15 protein-coding genes, 1 tRNA gene and 1 pseudogene are annotated in these 17,861 nt (G+C 58.8%); 16 read left to right on the top strand and 1 reads right to left on the bottom strand.

Annotation, left to right across the window (positions count from 1 at the left end; all coding sequences use genetic code 11):
* The first annotated feature begins 141 nt into the window (after positions 1–141).
* The 14 genes and pseudogenes from glmU to VB144_06845 all read left to right on the top strand — a co-directional run bounded on the left by glmU (position 142) and on the right by VB144_06845 (position 14,812).
* Entirely contained in the window at positions 142–1,488 is a 1,347-nt protein-coding gene (glmU, locus tag VB144_06910; GenBank protein ID MEA4883370.1) for a bifunctional UDP-N-acetylglucosamine diphosphorylase/glucosamine-1-phosphate N-acetyltransferase GlmU, read from the top strand.
* Positions 1,488–2,435, top strand: a complete 948-nt coding sequence (locus tag VB144_06905) for a ribose-phosphate pyrophosphokinase (GenBank protein MEA4883369.1) — start codon at positions 1,488–1,490, stop codon at positions 2,433–2,435. The genes glmU and VB144_06905 overlap by 1 nt, the downstream gene beginning before the upstream one ends.
* Positions 2,428–3,012, top strand: a complete 585-nt coding sequence (pth, locus tag VB144_06900) for an aminoacyl-tRNA hydrolase (protein MEA4883368.1) — start codon at positions 2,428–2,430, stop codon at positions 3,010–3,012. The genes VB144_06905 and pth overlap by 8 nt, the downstream gene beginning before the upstream one ends.
* 238 nt (positions 3,013–3,250) lie before the next feature.
* Positions 3,251–6,739 carry a transcription-repair coupling factor gene (gene mfd / locus VB144_06895; protein ID MEA4883367.1) on the top strand — a complete coding sequence of 1,163 codons (3,489 nt, stop codon included), beginning with the start codon at positions 3,251–3,253 and terminating at the stop codon, positions 6,737–6,739.
* A gap of 79 nt (positions 6,740–6,818) precedes the next feature.
* Entirely contained in the window at positions 6,819–7,373 is a 555-nt protein-coding gene (locus VB144_06890) for a stage V sporulation T C-terminal domain-containing protein (GenBank protein MEA4883366.1), read from the top strand.
* Between the two features lie 42 nt (positions 7,374–7,415).
* Positions 7,416–9,023: pseudogene (locus tag VB144_06885) on the top strand (polysaccharide biosynthesis protein).
* Between the two features lie 7 nt (positions 9,024–9,030).
* The gene (gene mazG / locus VB144_06880) at positions 9,031–9,870 is read left to right on the top strand and encodes a nucleoside triphosphate pyrophosphohydrolase (GenBank protein MEA4883365.1); all 840 of its coding nucleotides are present in this window, start codon (positions 9,031–9,033) and stop codon (positions 9,868–9,870) included.
* Between the two features lie 63 nt (positions 9,871–9,933).
* A complete protein-coding gene (gene yabP / locus VB144_06875; protein MEA4883364.1) occupies positions 9,934–10,245 on the top strand; it encodes a sporulation protein YabP in 312 nt (103 codons plus the stop codon).
* A 144-nt stretch (positions 10,246–10,389) separates the two neighbouring features.
* Positions 10,390–11,298 (top strand): transglycosylase SLT domain-containing protein, encoded by a 909-nt coding sequence (locus tag VB144_06870; GenBank protein MEA4883363.1) that lies wholly within the window; start codon positions 10,390–10,392, stop codon positions 11,296–11,298.
* Positions 11,299–11,365: 67 nt separating this feature from the next.
* Positions 11,366–11,869 (top strand): spore cortex biosynthesis protein YabQ, encoded by a 504-nt coding sequence (yabQ, locus tag VB144_06865; GenBank protein MEA4883362.1) that lies wholly within the window; start codon positions 11,366–11,368, stop codon positions 11,867–11,869.
* A 32-nt stretch (positions 11,870–11,901) separates the two neighbouring features.
* A complete protein-coding gene (locus tag VB144_06860) occupies positions 11,902–12,228 on the top strand; it encodes a septum formation initiator family protein (protein ID MEA4883361.1) in 327 nt (108 codons plus the stop codon).
* 130 nt (positions 12,229–12,358) lie between these two features.
* On the top strand, positions 12,359–12,757 hold the full coding sequence (locus VB144_06855) for a S1 RNA-binding domain-containing protein (GenBank protein ID MEA4883360.1): 399 nt from the start codon (positions 12,359–12,361) through the stop codon (positions 12,755–12,757).
* Between the two features lie 120 nt (positions 12,758–12,877).
* A complete protein-coding gene (locus VB144_06850) occupies positions 12,878–14,608 on the top strand; it encodes a DUF501 domain-containing protein (protein ID MEA4883359.1) in 1,731 nt (576 codons plus the stop codon).
* A 118-nt stretch (positions 14,609–14,726) separates the two neighbouring features.
* A tRNA-Leu gene (locus VB144_06845) sits at positions 14,727–14,812 on the top strand.
* 688 nt (positions 14,813–15,500) lie between these two features.
* Here VB144_06845 and VB144_06840 read toward each other — a convergent pair.
* Positions 15,501–15,947 (bottom strand): hypothetical protein, encoded by a 447-nt coding sequence (locus VB144_06840; protein MEA4883358.1) that lies wholly within the window; start codon positions 15,945–15,947, stop codon positions 15,501–15,503.
* Between the two features lie 1,037 nt (positions 15,948–16,984).
* On the opposite strand from VB144_06840, the gene VB144_06835 reads away from it, so the two are divergent.
* Positions 16,985–17,188: an alpha/beta-type small acid-soluble spore protein gene (locus tag VB144_06835; GenBank protein MEA4883357.1), complete on the top strand. Its 204-nt coding sequence runs from the start codon at positions 16,985–16,987 to the stop codon at positions 17,186–17,188.
* An 84-nt stretch (positions 17,189–17,272) separates the two neighbouring features.
* Complete coding sequence (locus tag VB144_06830; protein ID MEA4883356.1) at positions 17,273–17,734, top strand: Hsp20/alpha crystallin family protein; 462 nt, start codon at positions 17,273–17,275, stop codon at positions 17,732–17,734.
* The last annotated feature ends 127 nt before the right edge of the window (positions 17,735–17,861 follow it).

Genomic DNA, 17,861 nt, shown 5'->3' with positions numbered 1-17,861 from the left:
TTGCCCAGGCAGACGGGGATATGTTAGTGAATCTATGGCGCGAACCGCGCAGTTTGCCATCACGCCGAAAAGTTGACGAACCTGCATGGTTGGTATATGCTCATACTGCTCAAAACCTTCTTTTGCAGTGGAGTGAGTTATATGGATCCCTCCGTTGGGCTGGTGCTGGCTGCCGGATTGGGAAAACGCATTAAGTCGGAGATGCCAAAGGCCCTTCATCAGGTTGCGGGAATTCCCATGATCGATCATGTGGTTCAGGCGTTGAAGCTCTCCGGTGCTTCTCGTGTCATTGTCGTAGTGGGGCACGGCGGCGAAGCCCTGGAGCAACATCTCAGTTCCAGCGCAGAGGTGGTATGGCAGGATGAGCAGTTGGGCACCGGTCATGCCGCATCCTGTGCAGCGCAGGCGCTCGCCGGATACGATGGAAATGTCGTCGTGATGCCAGGAGACGTTCCACTGCTCCGGGCATCAACTATTCGAAACCTTGTGGAACAGCATTTAAGGACCGGGTGCGCAGCTACGGTTCTGAGCATGGTTCTCGACGAGCCGGGTGCGTACGGCCGGATAGTGCGAGATAGTCGGCGGAACGTGGCATCAATTGTGGAATACCGCGATGCGTCGGAGGAGATCCGCTCTTTAAGAGAGGTCAACACCGGCGTGTTTTGTTTTGCCACGCCACTTCTGTTCAACTATCTGCCGCAGCTTACCAACAACAATCAGCAGGGCGAGTATTACCTTACAGATGTCGTGGAGGCTTTCATCGCAGCAGGCCACGCGGTTGGAGCCTGCACGCTGGATGACCCATCGGAGGGCGCCGGAATCAACTCCCGTGTGGAACTGGCTCAGGCGGAGCAGGTGATGCGCAACCGAGTGCGGCGTGAACTGATGGAGTCGGGCGTCACCATGGTCGACCCTGCCAGCACCTTCATTGATTCCGGAGTGGTGATAGGCGAAGACACTGTGATAATGCCTTTCACCGTAATTTCCGGCAAGTGCGTGATCGGCAAGTCGTGCAACATTGGTCCATATGTAAACATTCGCGATTCATCTATGGACGATGGGTGCAACATCGGTCCGTTCGCATACATCCGCCCTGGCACGCACCTTGCGCGACGTGTAAAGGTGGGCGACTTTGTGGAAGTGAAGAACAGTTCAGTAGGGGAAGGGACCAAGATTCCGCATCTCTCATACATCGGCGACGCCAAGCTTGGCGCCGGAATCAACATCGGCGCCGGCACTATCACTTGCAACTACGACGGGATGGCGAAACACACTACGGTCATCGAGGATGGAGCATTCGTCGGAGCCAACTCCAACCTGGTTGCTCCAGTGAAAGTAGGTCGGGAAGCCTACATCGCCACCGGATCCACTGTGACCTCTGAGGTCCCGGCTGGCGCCCTGGCGATAGCCCGGGCGAGGCAGGAGAATAGGGATGGGTGGGTTGCGCGGCGGAAGGCAGCCCAGGCTTCCAGGGAGGAGAGGAAGTAATGCTCTCGTGTCATCGTAAGCTCAAGATCTTTGCCGGCAACTCTAATCCGGCTATGGCGGAGGAGATTGCTGCTAACCTCGGTGTCCCGCTTGTGAAGTCGTGTGTAAGCAAGTTCAGCGATGGCGAAACCCGGGTGCAGATACAGGAGAGTATAAGGGGCGCCGATGTCTTTGTGATCGAGTCTCTTTGCAGGCCTGTGCACGACAACATCATGGAACTGCTAATCGTAATCGATGCGCTCAGGCGCGCCTCTGCGCGTTCCATCACTGCGGTCGTCCCATACTACGCATATGCCAGGCAGGACCGTAAATCGCAACCGAGGGAGCCTATCGCCGCGAAGCTCTTGGCCAACCTCATAACCGCGGCAGGAGCATCGCGCGTGCTCGCAATCGACCTGCATGCTCCTCAGATACAGGGGTTCTTCGATATTCCGGTGGATCACTTGAAGGCGGCCCCGATACTCGCTCAGCACCTGGTATCCCGCGGGTTCGAGGGGTCTGTGATCGTCTCGCCTGACGTGGGAGGCGTGGCTCGGGCGCGCACCATCGCGGGGCATCTCGACGGGACTCTGGCCATCATAGATAAGCGCAGGCCGCGGCCTAATGTGGCTGAGGTCATGAACATAATAGGCGATGTCAAGGGGCGTCCAACGGTCATCGTGGATGATCTCATCGATACTGCAGGCACCGTGTGCGAGGCGGCACAGGCTTTGCTTGCTGCAGGCGCTACGGAGGTCAGAGCCTGCTGCACCCATGGGGTTCTCTCCGGGCCAGCGATACCGAGGCTGAAGCAGTCGCCAATAACCGAGCTAGTGATCACCAACACCATACCCATGGAGGCTCACGAGAACACTGATAAGATCACAGTTCTCTCAGTGGCGCCGCTGTTCGCCGAGGCCATCAGGAGGATCTACGAGGAGCTCTCAGTGAGCATACTGTTTGAATAGCGAGCGATACGACATGCTTCTCATATGTGGGCTCGGGAATCCAGGATCTGCCTATGAATGCTCAAGGCATAACATCGGGTTCATGGTCCTCGACCGCCTAGCGCGGGAGATCGGCGTCGCCTTCAGAAAGGCGCCGTATAACGCGCTTGCCGCCAGGGGAAAAGTGGCGAGGATTGACGCGGTGCTCGTGAAGCCGCAGACCTACATGAACCTGAGCGGCTTGGCTGTGGCTGGAGCCGTTCGATGGCACCGTGAAGGGCCGGAGTCACTGCTCATCGTCTATGATGACATGGATCTGGAGCCCGGTCGGATTCGGATCCGCCCCAAGGGCAGTGCAGGCGGGCATAACGGAATGAAATCCATAATCGAGCATATCGGTTCCGATGAGATTCCCCGCCTGAGAGTGGGGATAGGGAGGCCCTCCCCCTTGGAGGACTCGGTGGATCATGTACTTAGCACGTTCAGCCGAGAGGAACTTCCGGTGATGTCGGATGCCATAGTGGAGGCAGTCCAGGCCATACTGTGCATTGCTGAGGAAGGCATGGACATAGCCCAGACTCGGTTCAATTCCCGATGATTCGTCGGAGGCATCGGATTCAACGCGATTTTCACCGCCTGAGGCTGCAAATCCACAGGGTTGACGATGCCTCAGCCTGTAGGCCGGCACAGGCGGTGCATTGGTGGGGATTGAAACTCCGGAAATGCATATGGTACTGCTGAAGGCGCCGTCGGCTATGCCCCGGGTATTTGGGCACGGCGCGTCTTTGACGTTGTCTGTGCGTGTTGGAAGATCAGGGGGTGCGTATGTGTCAGGCATGCCTGGGCTCCTGCTGGAGTCATCAGAGTTCAGGGATACGCTCAACAGAGTGAAGCGCGGGGAGGCAAAGATTGACCTCGTGGGACTTTCCGGTTCCCAGAAGTCTTTCTTCATTGCGGGCCTGCTTTGCCATGCCTGCCGTCCTGTGTTTGTAGTGACTCCGAATCAGCAGGAGGCGGAGCGCCTCACAGATGACCTCGAGACATTCCTGGGCCCGGGGCGGGCGTACGTCTTCCCTCCCATGGATGTGCTTCCCTACGAGGAGACTGCCATGAGTGCGGACCTGGCTGCATCGAGGGCCAGAGCGCTTTCGGCTTTGGCCGCGGGGGCGCCCTGCGCAGTAGTGGCCCCGGCACGCGCCCTTGGCAGGAGGATGATTCCTCCGGAGGTGTACGCGAAGTCCATCTTCGTCCTGAGGAAGGGTGATACTCGGGATCTCCAGGACCTTGCAGGATCCCTGTCGGCGCTGGGATACGATCACCTGGGCAAGGTGGAGGGACGGGGCCAGGCGAGTGTGCGCGGAGGAATCATCGACATATTCCCGTTTGATGCCGCCAAGCCGTCGAGGGTCGAGTTCTATGGCGATGAGATAGAGTCTATCAGGTTGTTCGACGTCGAGACTCAGCGGTCATCTGAGGACACTGGTCAGGTGATAGTCAGTCCTGCCCGGGAGTTTCTGTACGACCACGAGCGACTCGAGCGCGGAATGAGGGCGATCTCAGAGGAACTCAGCAGGATCCCAGCTGGGGAACAGCTTCGGGAAAGGGTGGCCAACCATCTTGCCCGGCTTGAGGCGGGATCATGGTTCGATAACGAGGAGCAGTACCTGCCATTCTTCTACCAGGAGGTCGCTACGATCGTCGACTGGGCGCCTGGAGCGCTTCTCGTAGTCGACGAACCCACTCGGATCCGCGAGGCCCTGGCAGGCTACGAGGCGGATATAAGGGAGACGTATGCAGGTCTTCTAGAGGCAGGCATGCTCCTTCCCTCAGGGGTGCAGCTATACCTCGAGGCTGAGCAGGTTCTCGATATCCTCAACCGCCGGCAATTGGTGACTATGTCACTCCTTTCGAGGTCATCGGAAAGTGTGGGAGGCAGCAAGGCCGTGGCGGCTCCCATCAGGCAGGCGGAGATCTACGCCGGGCGGCCTGAAGACCTAGCGCATGAGATCAGGAATTTCCGTAAGCGCAGGTACCGCGTGGTATGCGTGGTGTCGACAGATGACAGGCGTGACCGACTCGCAGAGTTTTTCGAGGATAAGGGCATTCCCGCAGTCAAGATGCCTTCGCTCGGTTTCGTGCCGGAGGAAGGCGCGGTGAGCGTGATCGCCGGGGAGATGGAATCAGGGTTCCAATACCCGGACATCCGGCTACTGCTCCTGACTGACGCGGAGATATACGGCAAGCAGAAGAAACGGCGGCGATGGGAGAGCAATGAGGAAGGCGCGCGGATCGGAAGCTACACTGATCTCGTGCCTGGCGACTATGTGGTTCACGTGGCCCACGGGGTGGGACGATATGCAGGGGTGCGAACCCTGGAAGCGGCAGGGGTTCAACGCGATTACCTGCTTGTTCAGTACGCTGGAGAGGACAAGGTGTACGTTCCCACCGATCAGGTGGTTCTGCTCCAGAAGTACATAGGAATGGAAGATGCAACACCCAAGCTGAATAAGCTTGGAGGGGCGGAATGGACTAGGGCCAAGAACAAGGCGCGCGAATCGGTGAACGACATAGCGAAGGACCTCATCGCGCTGTACGCTGAGAGGGAGAGTGTACGTGGATACGCATTCTCCTCAGACACGGTATGGCAGCACGAATTCGAGGATGCCTTCGCCTACGAGGAGACTCCAGACCAGTGGAGGGCCATCGTAGATGTGAAGCGCGATATGGAGAAGCCCGCCCCAATGGATAGGCTGCTATGCGGTGACGTGGGCTTTGGCAAGACCGAGGTGGCGCTGCGAGCGGCGTTCAAGGCCGCGGCTGATGGAAAGCAGGTGGCGATTCTCGTTCCAACCACGATCCTAGCTCAGCAGCACTACAACACCTTCACCGAGCGGTTTCGCGGGTTTCCGATGAAAGTGGCGATGATGTCGCGTTTCCAGTCCGAACAAGAGCAGAAAGAGACTTTGCGCGGGATACGCATGGGCTCTGTGGACGTTGTGATTGGCACCCACAGGCTGCTCTCGCAGGATGTTAGGTTCCACAATCTAGGCCTTGTGGTTGTGGACGAGGAACAGCGATTCGGTGTCGCACAGAAGGAACGTTTTAAGGAACTCCGCAAGGAGGTTGATGTGCTGACCCTTACGGCCACGCCCATTCCCAGAACGCTGCACATGGCCATGGCAGGGGTTCGCGACATGAGCCTCATAGGGACTCCGCCGGAGAATCGCTTCCCTATCAGAACCTACGTCGTGGAGTATAACGAAGCCCTAGTTCGCGAGGTAATCCTAAGGGAGATCGACCGGGGTGGGCAGGTCTATTATGTTCATAACCGGGTGCAGAGCATCGAGGAAATCGCAGCCCGGCTCGGAAGGCTTGTTCCAGAGGCGTCGATCGGCATCGCCCACGGACAGATGACGGAAGATCGTTTGGAGCGCATCATGCTTCAGTTTCTGGAACGCGAGTTCAACGTCCTCGTCTGCACAACTATAATAGAATCTGGCATCGACATCCCGAACGTGAACACGATAGTCATAAACGACTCAGAGAACTTAGGCCTTGCGCAGCTGTATCAGTTGCGTGGTAGGGTCGGGAGGACGAACAGGGTAGCCTACGCCTATCTCCTATTCCGCCGCGACCGGGTGCTCACCGAGGTGGCGGAGAAGAGGCTCGCGGCTATCAAGGAGTTCACCTCTCTTGGCTCAGGCTACAAGATTGCCATGCGCGATCTGGAGATAAGAGGGGCTGGCAACCTGCTCGGAGCCGAACAGCACGGCCATATTGCAGCTGTTGGATTTGAGATGTACTGTCGGATGCTGGAAGAAGCGGTGAAGGAGCTAAAAGGAGAACCCAAGAGAGAAGAGCCTCCACAGATACTCATCGACCTTCCAGTTGACGCGTTCGTTCCCGATGGCTATGTGCCTGATTCACGGCAGAAGATAGAAGTGTACAAGAAAGTAAACGGGATTGAGTCGCCAGAGGATGCATCTGACCTGCACAAGGAGTTCCAGGATAGATTTGGCGCACTGCCGGCGCCAGTGGAGAATCTGCTCTCGATCGCGGCAATGAAAGTGCTTGCGAGGGAGCTTGGCGCCTCGGCCGTCTCAGGCGAGCGAAACGCGGTGGTCATCAGGTTTACACATGGAGTACGGTACGGAAGTCAGGACATGATGAGGATCACGAGGCAGTTCAAGGGCAGGGTGACCATGGCGCTTGGACGGTCGCAGACGATTCGGGTCAGAACCACAGGCTTGTCGGAGCGAGGCATTCTGAGCACCCTCCTTGATCTGCTGACCGAGATGAAGCAGGGCATCGCAGTGAATCAGTAACCTGAACCTGAAGGGGACAAGAACACTGGAACGAATCTAGGCCCCAACCACAACACAAACGCAGAAGGGGGATTGCCAAATGAAACCGACTGGAATCGTGCGCCGCATTGATGAGCTAGGAAGAATCGTGGTGCCCAAGGAGCTCAGAAGAAGCCTTCGCATTCGTGAAGGCGACCCTGTAGAGATCTATGTTGAGCCGGACGGGAGCATAGTGCTGAAGAAGTACTCTCCCGTGGGCCAGCTCAAGTCGGTTGCGGATGATATGGTCGAATCACTCGCGATAGGGAGCGGACAGGTGGCGATGATATTTGACCGCGACACTGCCATCGCTGCAGCGGGAGCCGCAGGCGTCAAGATCGTTGGCCGGCCAGTGGGCAGGGCGGTAGAAAAGGCCATGGCGGAGCGGCAGGTGCTGCTTGTGCACTACAGCGGCGGCGGCGATGCCTCTTCTATCCTCGAAGATGAGGGGTCGGACTTTATGATCGTGTCAGCAGCGATTGCACCGATCATATCAGATGGAGATTCCCTGGGCGCCGTTGTTGTAGGCACCACGTCTGACAGATGGACTGTGGGCGATCTTGAAGAGAAGCTGGTGGCGACCGCGGCGGGCTATATTGCGAGGCAGGTGGAATAGACGAGTACCGAGAGAGAGCAGAGGTCCTTTGTTCGGGGCGCCGCCATCATGGCGGCTGCCGGAATAGCCAGCCGAATACTTGGGGCGGTGTACCGAATACCGTTGGCGAACCTGATTGGCGACGAAGGGATGGGGCTGCTCGAGCTCGCGCAGCCTCTGTACAATTTCTTCCTCGTAGCCTCGGTCGCAGGCCTGCCCCTTGCCATCTCGAAACTCGTGGCGGAGAGGACTGCCCTAGGCGATGAGAATGGCGCGACCCGAGTGCTGAAGGTCGCCGTGTACATCATGTTAGTGACCGGCCTCGCCTCAAGCATGCTCATGTACTACTCAGCAGACTGGCTTGCCGGCAGAGTATACCGTGACCCTAGAGTCGCCTTGTCCATCAGATCCATTGCACCTGCGCTGTTCTTCGTTACAGTCATGTCGGCGTTCCGCGGATTCTTCCAGGGGAGGCAGCAGATGGGGCCGTCAGCTGCCTCACAGGTGGTTGAGCAGTTCGTCCGCGTCGGAACCATGCTCGTACTCGCGACCGGGCTTCTGTCCCGCGGAGTTGAGTATGCGGCGGCAGGGGCCGCGCTCGGCGCCACTGCAGGGGGAATGGCTGGGCTATTCTACCTGCTCGCTGTGTTCGCGGTGCGATCAAGGCGGGATGGCGGCGCTCGCACGGACGGGCCGGCGGTCACAAAGGCGGGCGCCAATGAACGTGTAGGCTGGGCAGCGGACAGCGCGATGCAGATTGTTGAAAGAATCTTCGCCATCTCGCTCCCAGTGGCCCTTGGCGCATCGGTGCTTCCGATCATCCGTGCTATCGATTCAGCAATCGTTCCCAGCAGGCTGGCGGCCGCAGGGTTCGGGGCGGAGCAGGCCACGGCCATGTTTGGGCAACTGAATGGAATGGCGATGCCGTTGGTGTATTTCCCGAACGTGCTCACACTGGGCCTGGCTACTAGCATCGTGCCTGCCATTTCTGAGTCACTTGCTCTGGGAGGACGGAAGGGTGTTGCCACTCGTGTGGGGGAGGCTACGAGGATCACTGCATTTATCTCGCTCCCAGCTGGGTTCGGCCTTGGAGTGCTCGCCTCCCAGATATGCATGTTGGTGTACCACCGTCCGGATGTGGGCAGAGTGCTCGCCTCCTTGGCGCCTGCGGCTGCCTTTCTGTGCATCCTGCAGACATCAGGCGCAGTCCTGCAGGGTATGGGGCATCCGTTGGATCCAGTGAAGAATCTGGTAATCGGCTCGGCGGCGAAGGTCGGTTTGGAATACTGGCTCACGGGCGCGCCGGGCATGAACGTAGTTGGGGCAGGGATAAGCACGTCCGTAGGTTTTGGCATTGTGGCCATCCTGAATTTAGCGGATGTTGCTAGAAGGCTCGGGCGCGGCGCAGGGCATGAGCTCGCTGGGGCTTTCGTTAAGCCTGCGGTCTCCGCCGGGATCATGGCGGCGGCGGTAAAGCTTCTGAGCATTGCTCTGATCAGTGTCACGGGCAGGGCCCGGCTGGCCACGGTTGCGGCGATTCTGTTGGGAGTAATCATTTACCTCGTGGCGATGCTGCTCGTAGGCGGGATCGATAGAGAAGACATCGCGATGATCCCGAAGATCGGGCCGCGTCTCGTCCGCTTGTTCGGTCGGTTCGGGCTGATGAGGTAGTGATTGAGTGGGAGATGAAATGATGGACAAGCCCCATATGAAGGAGGTCTCTGAAGCCTCTTCCCGGTATCCGGCCGACAGGCTGCTAGACATAATGGCCCGACTGCGGGCGCCTGAAGGCTGCCCGTGGGACCGAAAGCAGACTCACGCCACGCTCAAGCCGTACGTGATCGAGGAGGCCTACGAGGTAGTAGAGGCGATCGACGACGATGATCCGGACAAGCTCTGCGAGGAACTGGGCGACCTCCTGCTCCAGGTGGCGTTTCACTGCGAGATCGGACAGGAACAGGGTGAGTTCGGTTTCAACGATGTGATCGATGCAATCAGCGAGAAACTCATAAGGCGGCATCCGCATGTGTTCGGAGATGTGGAGGCAAAGGACGCCGGGACGGTCCTTCGAAACTGGGAGCGCATCAAACAGCAGGAGAAAGGGTCGGTCGATGGCGTCTTGGCGTCGATCCTCGATGCGGTGCCGAGGTATCTTCCTGCCCTGATGCAGGCTGTTAAGATCCAGGAGAAGGCGGCTCGGGTCGGATTTGATTGGGAGTGCGCGGAAGATGCTTCGAAGAAGGCTTGGGAAGAGGTGGACGAGTTCCGGGAAGCCCTGGAGAGCAAGGATCTCCATAGCATGCAGGATGAGCTCGGCGACGTATTCTTCGCGTTCGTGAACGTGGCGAGGCTCCTGAAACTAGATCCAGAGGAGGCGCTCCGCGGCACAAACCGGAAGTTCTCAGACAGGTTTCGTTTCATAGAACGCAGGGCTGACGAGCTGGGGCGGAAACTTGAGGACATGACGCTGGAAGAGATGGATGCCATTTGGAATGAGGCCAAGAAGAATGGTCTTTAGTGCATCATATGGCAGCTCGGGGCATAGACATCCATAGGACTATTGTCCGAAGGAGTGGTGCGCATGGCTGCCAAAGGACCGGAATCGTCGGAGGAGATCAGGAGAAAGCATCCTGGGCTGCAGCACAAGCTGGTTCTCATCGACCGAGAAAGCATGATTGTGGATGGCGTGATGAACGTTGAGAGCTTCGACGACGAGGAGATACTCCTCGAGACAAACGCCGGCATTCTTACGGTGACTGGGCATGACCTCCACATAAAGCAGCTCAACCTGGAAGATGGCAACATCGAGATCGATGGGTACGTGGAGTCGTGCGATTACACGGATGAGAACCCCAAGAAGACGAGAGGCCTATTCGCCAGACTCCTGAGGTAGGATTTGCAGGAGATTCGTCGAAGTATAGCTAGTGGTGCGACCTGGGCAGGAGCGGGGGCTGGAGTCAGGCTGGAGCGCGAGCCCGATCAGAGCCCTCAGAGGGGGGCCTAGCCAGTCAACTGCGTCGCGCCCGGGTGATGGTACATGCTTCAGAGTAGTGCGCCGAGGCATCGCAGGAGACCAGCGGCAAGGCCCAAACGGGCAGGGCTGGGAGTGAGGGTGGTCACGGGCATCCTTGGGGTTGCCATCAGCCCGGTGGTTCTGCTTGTGTCGTTGTTCAAGCCGTCCATGAAGGTTGGGCGGCGATGGATAGTATCGATAACCATCTTGGCAATCATCTGCGCGGGATTCGCGTGGGCCGCTGCGTCCACCGTGGACTACTGGTCGTCCAACGCCATTCGGGTACTGGGCGACTACTCGTCGGCGCGGCTTAAGGTGAGGGATCTGCCCTTTTCGCAGACCATCAACTACGAAGCCCTTCGCAATGGATTGGACCCGTGCCTGGTGGCTGCGGTGATCAGCCAAGAGAGCGGGTACCAGCCTGATACGGTGTCGTGGCGAGGCGCCCGTGGGCTAATGCAGATTACTCCAGCCACATGGAGGGAGTTTGTTCCCAACGCATCCTGTAAGGGAGAGCATGCTCCGCCCGCGTGTTCGGGAGAGTGCATCTATGCCGTCGCGCCGAATATCGGAGTGGGGTGCGCTTACCTTCGATACCTAATCGATGCAAGTCAGGGCGACATCATAACGGCCCTGGCATCATACAATTCATCGGCGCCAGCAATGATGCACGCATCGGACAGCGGCGCCACGGCGGTTGATGGCGGCTCCAAGCCTGCTCCCAGGCTGGCTTCCACAGCTTCAGAACCCCAGGGGCACACGAGGAATGTCATTCAGGCTTGGATCAACTTCAGGGGCAGAGTAGGCGCTTCTCGCGTTCGGATGGTGGGAGTGGCGAGGCTGGCACGTCCGATACTATCCTGGATCACCCTGGGCCTGTTGGGCTTGATGCTTCTGTGGGCTGCGATTAGGTATCCTGGCCTCGGGGCTTGAGGGCACAGGGAGATGAAGACGCGGGAGCGGTGGGCGAGTCCTCTGAAGGTGTGGGGGCGCGACCGACATGGACTTCCTTGTGCTGCAGGCGCGCACTATGGCTGCTGCATGCTTGGCTGGCCTGCTAGTAGGCCTTCTGTATGATTGTCTCAGTCTTCTCAGGGCTCTTGTGAGTTCCAAGAGGCAGGCTCTCGCTGTATGGGATCTTACCTTCTGGCTCTCGTCGACCGCGATGACGTATACGATACTCATGCACGCCAACCGTGGCGACGTGAGGCTGTTTGTTCTGGCGGTGGTCGCTCTTGGATATGGCCTCTATCGGGCCACACTGCGGCACATCGTGCAACCGGTGTTGGCGCTATTGGAGAAGAGCGTGCGCAGGGCAGCGCACAGAGCACGGCGGGCGGCGCGATGGAGTGGGAGGGTTGCGCGGAGCCATGTGGCGAGGGCGCGAGCAATCGCGCGGCGCCTGAGGAAGGCTACAACTACCCACTGTAGCTGGCAGGGATTCCGTCGACGCCGGCGAACAATACCTGAGGCACGGGATGACGTGGGGGAGCGGCATGAATAGCGCCTTGGCTCTCGCTGTGGGGGGATGCGAGCTTGTCATCGAGAACCGCCATCATACTGATATTGGCGTTAGCTGTATGCGCGGGTCTGGTGTACGCCAGTGGGCAGATCAAGCTTACAGTGATCGGTCGTCAGACTGAGCAGGCGCTTAATGAGTGCAGCGAATGGGAGACCAGGCTCGGGGAGCTCAAGAAGGAGATCGCCGAGGCGAGCAGCAACCAGTACGTGGAGAAGGCCGCTCGCGACAAGCTTGGGCTGGTGAAACCCGGAGAGACTCTGTATCTCGTTGCAGAGCCGGATCAGAGCGGATTCGTGCCTGTGCAGAGGCGCAGCAATGCTTCGCCTGAGATAGGGGACTGAACAGCCATTCCAACGCTCTACAAACGCTCATTCCAGTCATTGACACTCCTTGGGCTGTAGTATATAATGTAAATAACCCAAAATGGGCGTGACCAGAAGGTCACCGTACAACAGGAGGATCTCGTTTAGCATGTCACCAATTGAGGTCGGGGCTATCCTGGAAGGCCGCGTCACAGGTATCACCAGGTTTGGTGCATTCGTCGACATTGGCGAAGGGAGGACGGGCCTTGTTCACATTTCTGAGATAGCCGATGCCTACGTCAATGACGTGAACGACTATCTCAAACAGGGCGACGTCGTTCGAGTCAAGGTAATCGCAGTCGATAGCGGAAGAGTCGGACTATCAATCAAGCAGGCTGATCCGAACTACAGTCCGCAGAGGCCGCGGCGGGAAAGGGTATTCCAGCAGTCCTTCGAGGATAAGCTGTCGAAGTTCATGAAAGACAGCGAAGAGCGGCATCAGGACCTGAAACGCAATATCGACTCGAAGCGCGGTGGGCGTGGAACACGTCTTTCCAAAATGGTCTGAGTTTGGCCCCGGCGCGTCTCGGCACTCCGTAGGGAGTGCTTTTCTTTTGTGGTCTGTTTGCACTGACGAGATGGGGTGTGGCAAGCATTGTGTGCATCGAGAGAGTCAGGAGCGAAGGGCATGATGCAGCAGATGGCGAAGCCCAGTCAGGTAGACCTGGCCGTTATCCAGGCGCAGCTTGGGCGCTGCACTGAGGGCGCGATCGTGGGTGTGGCTGCACGATGCTCACATGGGCAGCCTCAGGTCATCGCGACTCATCCGGTGATCCTGGAAGGGGAGCGGTGCGGCACTGCTCGCATCCACGGGGCGGCGGGAGCGCCGAAAAGGCTGAGGCCCTTCCCCACTTTGTACTGGCTCACATGCCCACACCTCCGTGAAGCGGTTGCTCCGCTTGAGAACGCGGGCATGATAAACCGCATGCGCGAAGCCATCCAGAGCGATGATGGGCTCAGGCATGCGCATCGAGCGGCGAACCATCGATATGCGGCGCAGCGAGTCGCTCTCTTGGAGGCTAGTGAGCATGATGAGCTTGCCCGCGAGGCCCCTTGGGCTCTGGCGGTTATACGCACATCGGGAGTGGGCGGCCTGGCCCGGGTTGACGGGGTGAAATGCCTCCACATGCACCTAGCCCACTACATGGCAGAGTGTGCGCAGGGCATGGAAGCTGAAGACGCCAATCCCGTAGGCAGGATGGCAGCAGAGGAGCTCCGTTCGGCTGGCATTGACCCTGAGTGTGCATGCGGCAGGTGCGCTCCGATTCGAATTGCGGCGATCAACGCTGGATCCAACTCTGCGAAAGTGCTGGTTGCAGATGTAGTCCAGGCGAAGGGACGAAATGGGACTCTATTGGAGGCCCCGCTGCCCAGAGTTTTGAGGGTGACCTCGGCCGCGCGAGTCACCGGGTTGGGACAGGGACTCGGCGTCACTGGCACGCTATCGGCTGAGGGCAGAAAGGCAACGGTCGAGGCACTGAGGGAGTTCACGCAGGCAGCTAGGGATCTTGGAACGGAACGGATGTGGGCGACAGCTACTGCCGCTGCACGGGTGGCGGTGGATGTGGACGTTCTCGTCCGCGAGGTTCGAGAGGAGTGCGGTACGGCGCTTGAGGTCATATCTCCAGACCTAGAGGCGGAACTGGCCTTCACCGGAGTGCTTGCCGTGCCCTGGGATGGCCGACGAGCGTGGGATCCACGCCGTGTTGTGGTGGTGGATTCCGGCGGAATGAGCACGCAGTTCATGCGCGCTAAGCACATAAACGCGCGCGCTGCGGGGATTTGCGGCTCTAGGGAGTGTGCCTCGCGAGGCATTGGATACGGCGCAATTCAGTCCATCAGCATTCCCCTGGGAGCCGTGTCGCTCACAGACTCGCACCTCAGGTCCGACCCACCCACCTCTGAGGAGATTGCGGCGATGCGTGCGGGAATACGAGAGGCCCTATGCGATGCTGAGGGCGTGTTAGGGGCCTTGCCCAGCAGGAAGGACGGGCCGGAGATGCTCGTGATGGTCGGGGGATCAGCCGCAACCCTGGCCACGATACGACTTGGCGCTGATTCCTTCGAGGCTGATCAGGTTCACGGTTGCCGTCTGACGCGAGATGAGGTTGAGCAGCTCTTCGCCGAGCTGTGCGCGATGCCCCTCGCCGATAGGCAGCAAGTCCGCGGAATGGTGCACTCTGCACGAGCTAGGGTGATGCTTGGCGGAACCGCCATCATCCTGGGTGTTATGAACTTGGTCGGAGTGAATGAGATGACCGTCAGTGTAGCGGGGATTTTGGATGGAATGGCGGTCCAAATCGCATACGGGGGAGCGGGCCAGATCAGTGACTGGGGCGCGTGTAGTCCTTGCAGGTAGGAGCAGTTGGAAGAGTCGCTAGAAGAGCCGGCGGACAGGTGGCGGCGGGGCGTGGCGACGGATAGACTAGGCGATGATGATGAGGTTTGTGCTATACTTATCTACACAGACAGATCCGGCCGGAGTGGCGGAATGGCAGACGCAGGGGACTTAAAATCCTCTGTCCGCAAGGACGTGCGGGTTCGAGTCCCGCCTCCGGCACCAGCTACATATGGGTTTTGGCGGGGCGAGTAGCTCCGCCCGTTTGATTTCCGCTACACAATCGCTACACGCTTTGTAAAAGGCCAGCTAGAAAGCTTACATTTTGGGCAGTTTCTCGGACTCCGTTGCGCGCCCGCGCTGCCTAACGAGGCGCGACCGGGTCGTGGGGCGATAATGTCGACGAATCCAGCAGTGAGACGAGCTCAATGTCGATGGAATCGACGTTGAAGCGCCCGCGATGTCGATCAATCCAGCGTTGAGGCCCTCCGAACGTGCGCCCAAGCGAGATTGGGGGCAGGGAGCTTTCCCCGCAAGAGACATGGCATAATGTGGCACAGCTGACGCGCAGATAGACATGTTTTCAGGGATGGGCCGGGCGCGCAATGTAGCCCGCGCGAACCTCGACTGCTGGAGCCGGACCGTCAATGCCGACGGAATGGACACTGACCCCACGCTCAATGTCCAGTTGAGTCGCACTGAGCGCGCGACACTGCCGGTTTGATCGACATTGATCGCCCGCGGGACCCATAACTCAACGGGCGTGCTAACGGTGATCCTGCCTCGATGGTGTCCACGTATTGGCTTTGAGTGCGATTCATAGGTGCTTTACCGATTGATGCTCTGCCGAGCTCTGAACCCTCTCTGCAGGAGCTGTGCCGCGGTTTTCCACTACGGCTGTGAGAACGCATGATCACCGACCCGGTGCTGGGAGGGGAACCTGTGACACCTGCCCTGCACCTTTCTTCAGCTTTCGAAGGCTGGAGGTCTCGAGCTGAAGAACATCGACTTTGGCTTCGACGCGGCCGAGCACTTCCCTAATGTCTGCAATGGAATCGTTCTGCACCTCTCGCGCGTCGAACAAAGCACGGATTTTGTCGATGACGACGTTCTCCATTCTGGTCTCAATGCAGATCTGGCCCTGGTCAAGATCTTCCATTCTGGTCTCAATGCGGATTTGGCCCTGCTCAAAATCTTCCATGCGGCCCTCGAGCCTTTGCTGTCCCTCCTTGAGAACCGATACATCGGTCTTCAATGTAGAGACATCGGTTTTGAGGGTAGACACGTCGGTCTTCAAGGTAGAGACGTCGCTCCCGATCTGGTCGACTTTGCCCAGGATTTGCTTTAGGAGCTCCTGCACGGCGATTCCCCTTTCGCCCTGAACTCGTATTGCCAGGCCGATTCTTCGCTGGGGCGGGATTCTCTCAGATACGGCGTCGCTGCTGGCGGCTAGTTCGCCAAAAGGATGGGGTGAGGAACGCTGTGTAGTATCATGATACCAGTACGTTCTCGAATTCGCTATCGCCCGACGGAACTAGCCTCTGGGCTATCTTGTTTGGCGTAAGTGCGGGAAACGCGGTGAGGCTGGGACATGAAGCGCCTGCAGACTGACAGATCCGTGCACAGTTCCACAGGCGCCAGAAGCGGGGAACCCCGCCTCTAGCACCTGCGTATCGCCTCAATGGTCACAGCGCTTTTCTCGCACGTGAGGCTAGTAGCCTTGCTCACTTTCGGATACTGGCCCTGACTCGGTCTGCGGTCCCTGCTCCCAAGGATATTGCTCTGATGAACCCCACGGTCCTGGCCTTGGTCCTGGTCCTGGCCCTCCAGGCGGGGGAGCCCCTGGGCCGGGATAGCTCGGGTATCCGGGATATCCGGGACCTGGTCCGTACCACGGTCCGCCTCCTCCTGGGTATCCCCAGCCCGGCGAGGGCCTCCCCGGGTAGCCCCACCATGGATACCATGACGGCGGACGCGACCAAGGGCCTCCTCCACCCCAGCCAGGCTGCCAACCAGGCGCGCCCCAGGGCTGCTGATTCGCCTCATACGGGATGTATGTCATGCTTACCATCTCCGTTCGCGTGGGTGATCGCTGAGGAACGCTGCTCTGGTACAGCATATTCGCTATTGGGGACAACGCGAACGTGCCAGCAGTACTGATCCAGCGGATATGGGACATGCCACAATGCCAACAATTCGTTGTGTGTCCCAGGTGGCAACCTTACGCATCGCGATCAAGAAATGGCCCCGGGAAACTATGAGCGCCACTGGCACGAAGGCGCCAATGGTCGGATGACTGTCTAAAGTTTCCTCAATTGCCCAATATCGCCAACCTGGTCAAAATCTCGCAGGCTTAATCAGAGCACACTCAGGCAAGATATGACGGGGGTGAGTGCCTTGGGCAAGCGCCGACCCATCGTATCTGATGAGGTGAAGTACGAGATCGCCAAGGAGCTCGGCTTTGCTGACAAAATCCAGGTAGGTGAGGACGGCTACGACTACGGTAACATCACTACCCGTGAGGCGGGTCTCATCGTGCGTCGGCTGATAGAGAAGGCCGAACGTGCGATGGCGACCCAGCGAAACAGGCGGGGGCGCTGAGCCCCCGCCTCGTGGTGCGATTCTAGTCGATCCTGACCCTGGGTAGAATAACAGCGAGACTCGCTTTTGCAGGAGGTTGAAGAGATGGCGGATCTTGTGCCGTGGACTCCGTTCGATGACTTGCAGCGCATGAGGGATGAAATGAGCAGGTTCTTCGCCCCGGGGTGGCTGGCGCCATTCGGAGAACGGGCCACGGCCAACTGGGGACCATCGGTGGACGTCCGGGAGACGCCTACTCACATTGTTGTCAGCGCCGAAATTCCCGGCGTCAATCCAGACGATCTAGATGTGACTGTCACTGAAGGCGGGCTGAGTTTGCGCGGCGAGATTAAGCAGGAGAGCGACACCAAGGGACAAGGGTATCAGCGCATCGAACGTAGGTATGGGAGTTTCGCCCGGACTATCCCGTTCCCTGTGTCGGTCAAGCATGAGCAGGCGGCGGCCAGCTACAGAGATGGAGTGCTCCAGGTCACCGTACCGAAGGCTGAACCGGGCGGGGGGAAGGCAACCAAGCTGCGAATAAATCAGCCGAGGCAGATACAGTAGCAGGGCTGGAGTGGGCACCGCCAGGGCGTGAACGCCTGGATACTGGCAATGCCAGCAAACTAACCTCAGAGCTCGGCGGGGAGTTGTTGATTTCCTCTCGCGTACACCTTCCCGCCAAGCGAAGGTC

It is taken from the genome of Clostridia bacterium, assembly GCA_034926675.1.
GTDB lineage: Bacteria > Bacillota > DTU025 > DTU025 > DTU025 > JAYFQW01.
The sequence above is the reverse complement of the archived record's forward strand: the minus strand, read 5'-3'. Positions and strand labels throughout refer to the sequence as shown.

Coding starts and splice junctions, on each gene's coding strand:
- VB144_06830 (MEA4883356.1), top strand. CDS start 17,273: ATGGCGGATCTTGTGCCGTGGACTCCGTTCGATGACTTGCAGCGCATG.
- VB144_06850 (MEA4883359.1), top strand. CDS start 12,878: ATGATGCAGCAGATGGCGAAGCCCAGTCAGGTAGACCTGGCCGTTATC.
- yabQ (MEA4883362.1), top strand. CDS start 11,366: ATGGACTTCCTTGTGCTGCAGGCGCGCACTATGGCTGCTGCATGCTTG.
- glmU (MEA4883370.1), top strand. CDS start 142: ATGGATCCCTCCGTTGGGCTGGTGCTGGCTGCCGGATTGGGAAAACGC.
- VB144_06905 (MEA4883369.1), top strand. CDS start 1,488: ATGCTCTCGTGTCATCGTAAGCTCAAGATCTTTGCCGGCAACTCTAAT.
- VB144_06855 (MEA4883360.1), top strand. CDS start 12,359: ATGTCACCAATTGAGGTCGGGGCTATCCTGGAAGGCCGCGTCACAGGT.
- VB144_06890 (MEA4883366.1), top strand. CDS start 6,819: ATGAAACCGACTGGAATCGTGCGCCGCATTGATGAGCTAGGAAGAATC.
- mfd (MEA4883367.1), top strand. CDS start 3,251: ATGCCTGGGCTCCTGCTGGAGTCATCAGAGTTCAGGGATACGCTCAAC.
- VB144_06870 (MEA4883363.1), top strand. CDS start 10,390: ATGCTTCAGAGTAGTGCGCCGAGGCATCGCAGGAGACCAGCGGCAAGG.
- yabP (MEA4883364.1), top strand. CDS start 9,934: ATGGCTGCCAAAGGACCGGAATCGTCGGAGGAGATCAGGAGAAAGCAT.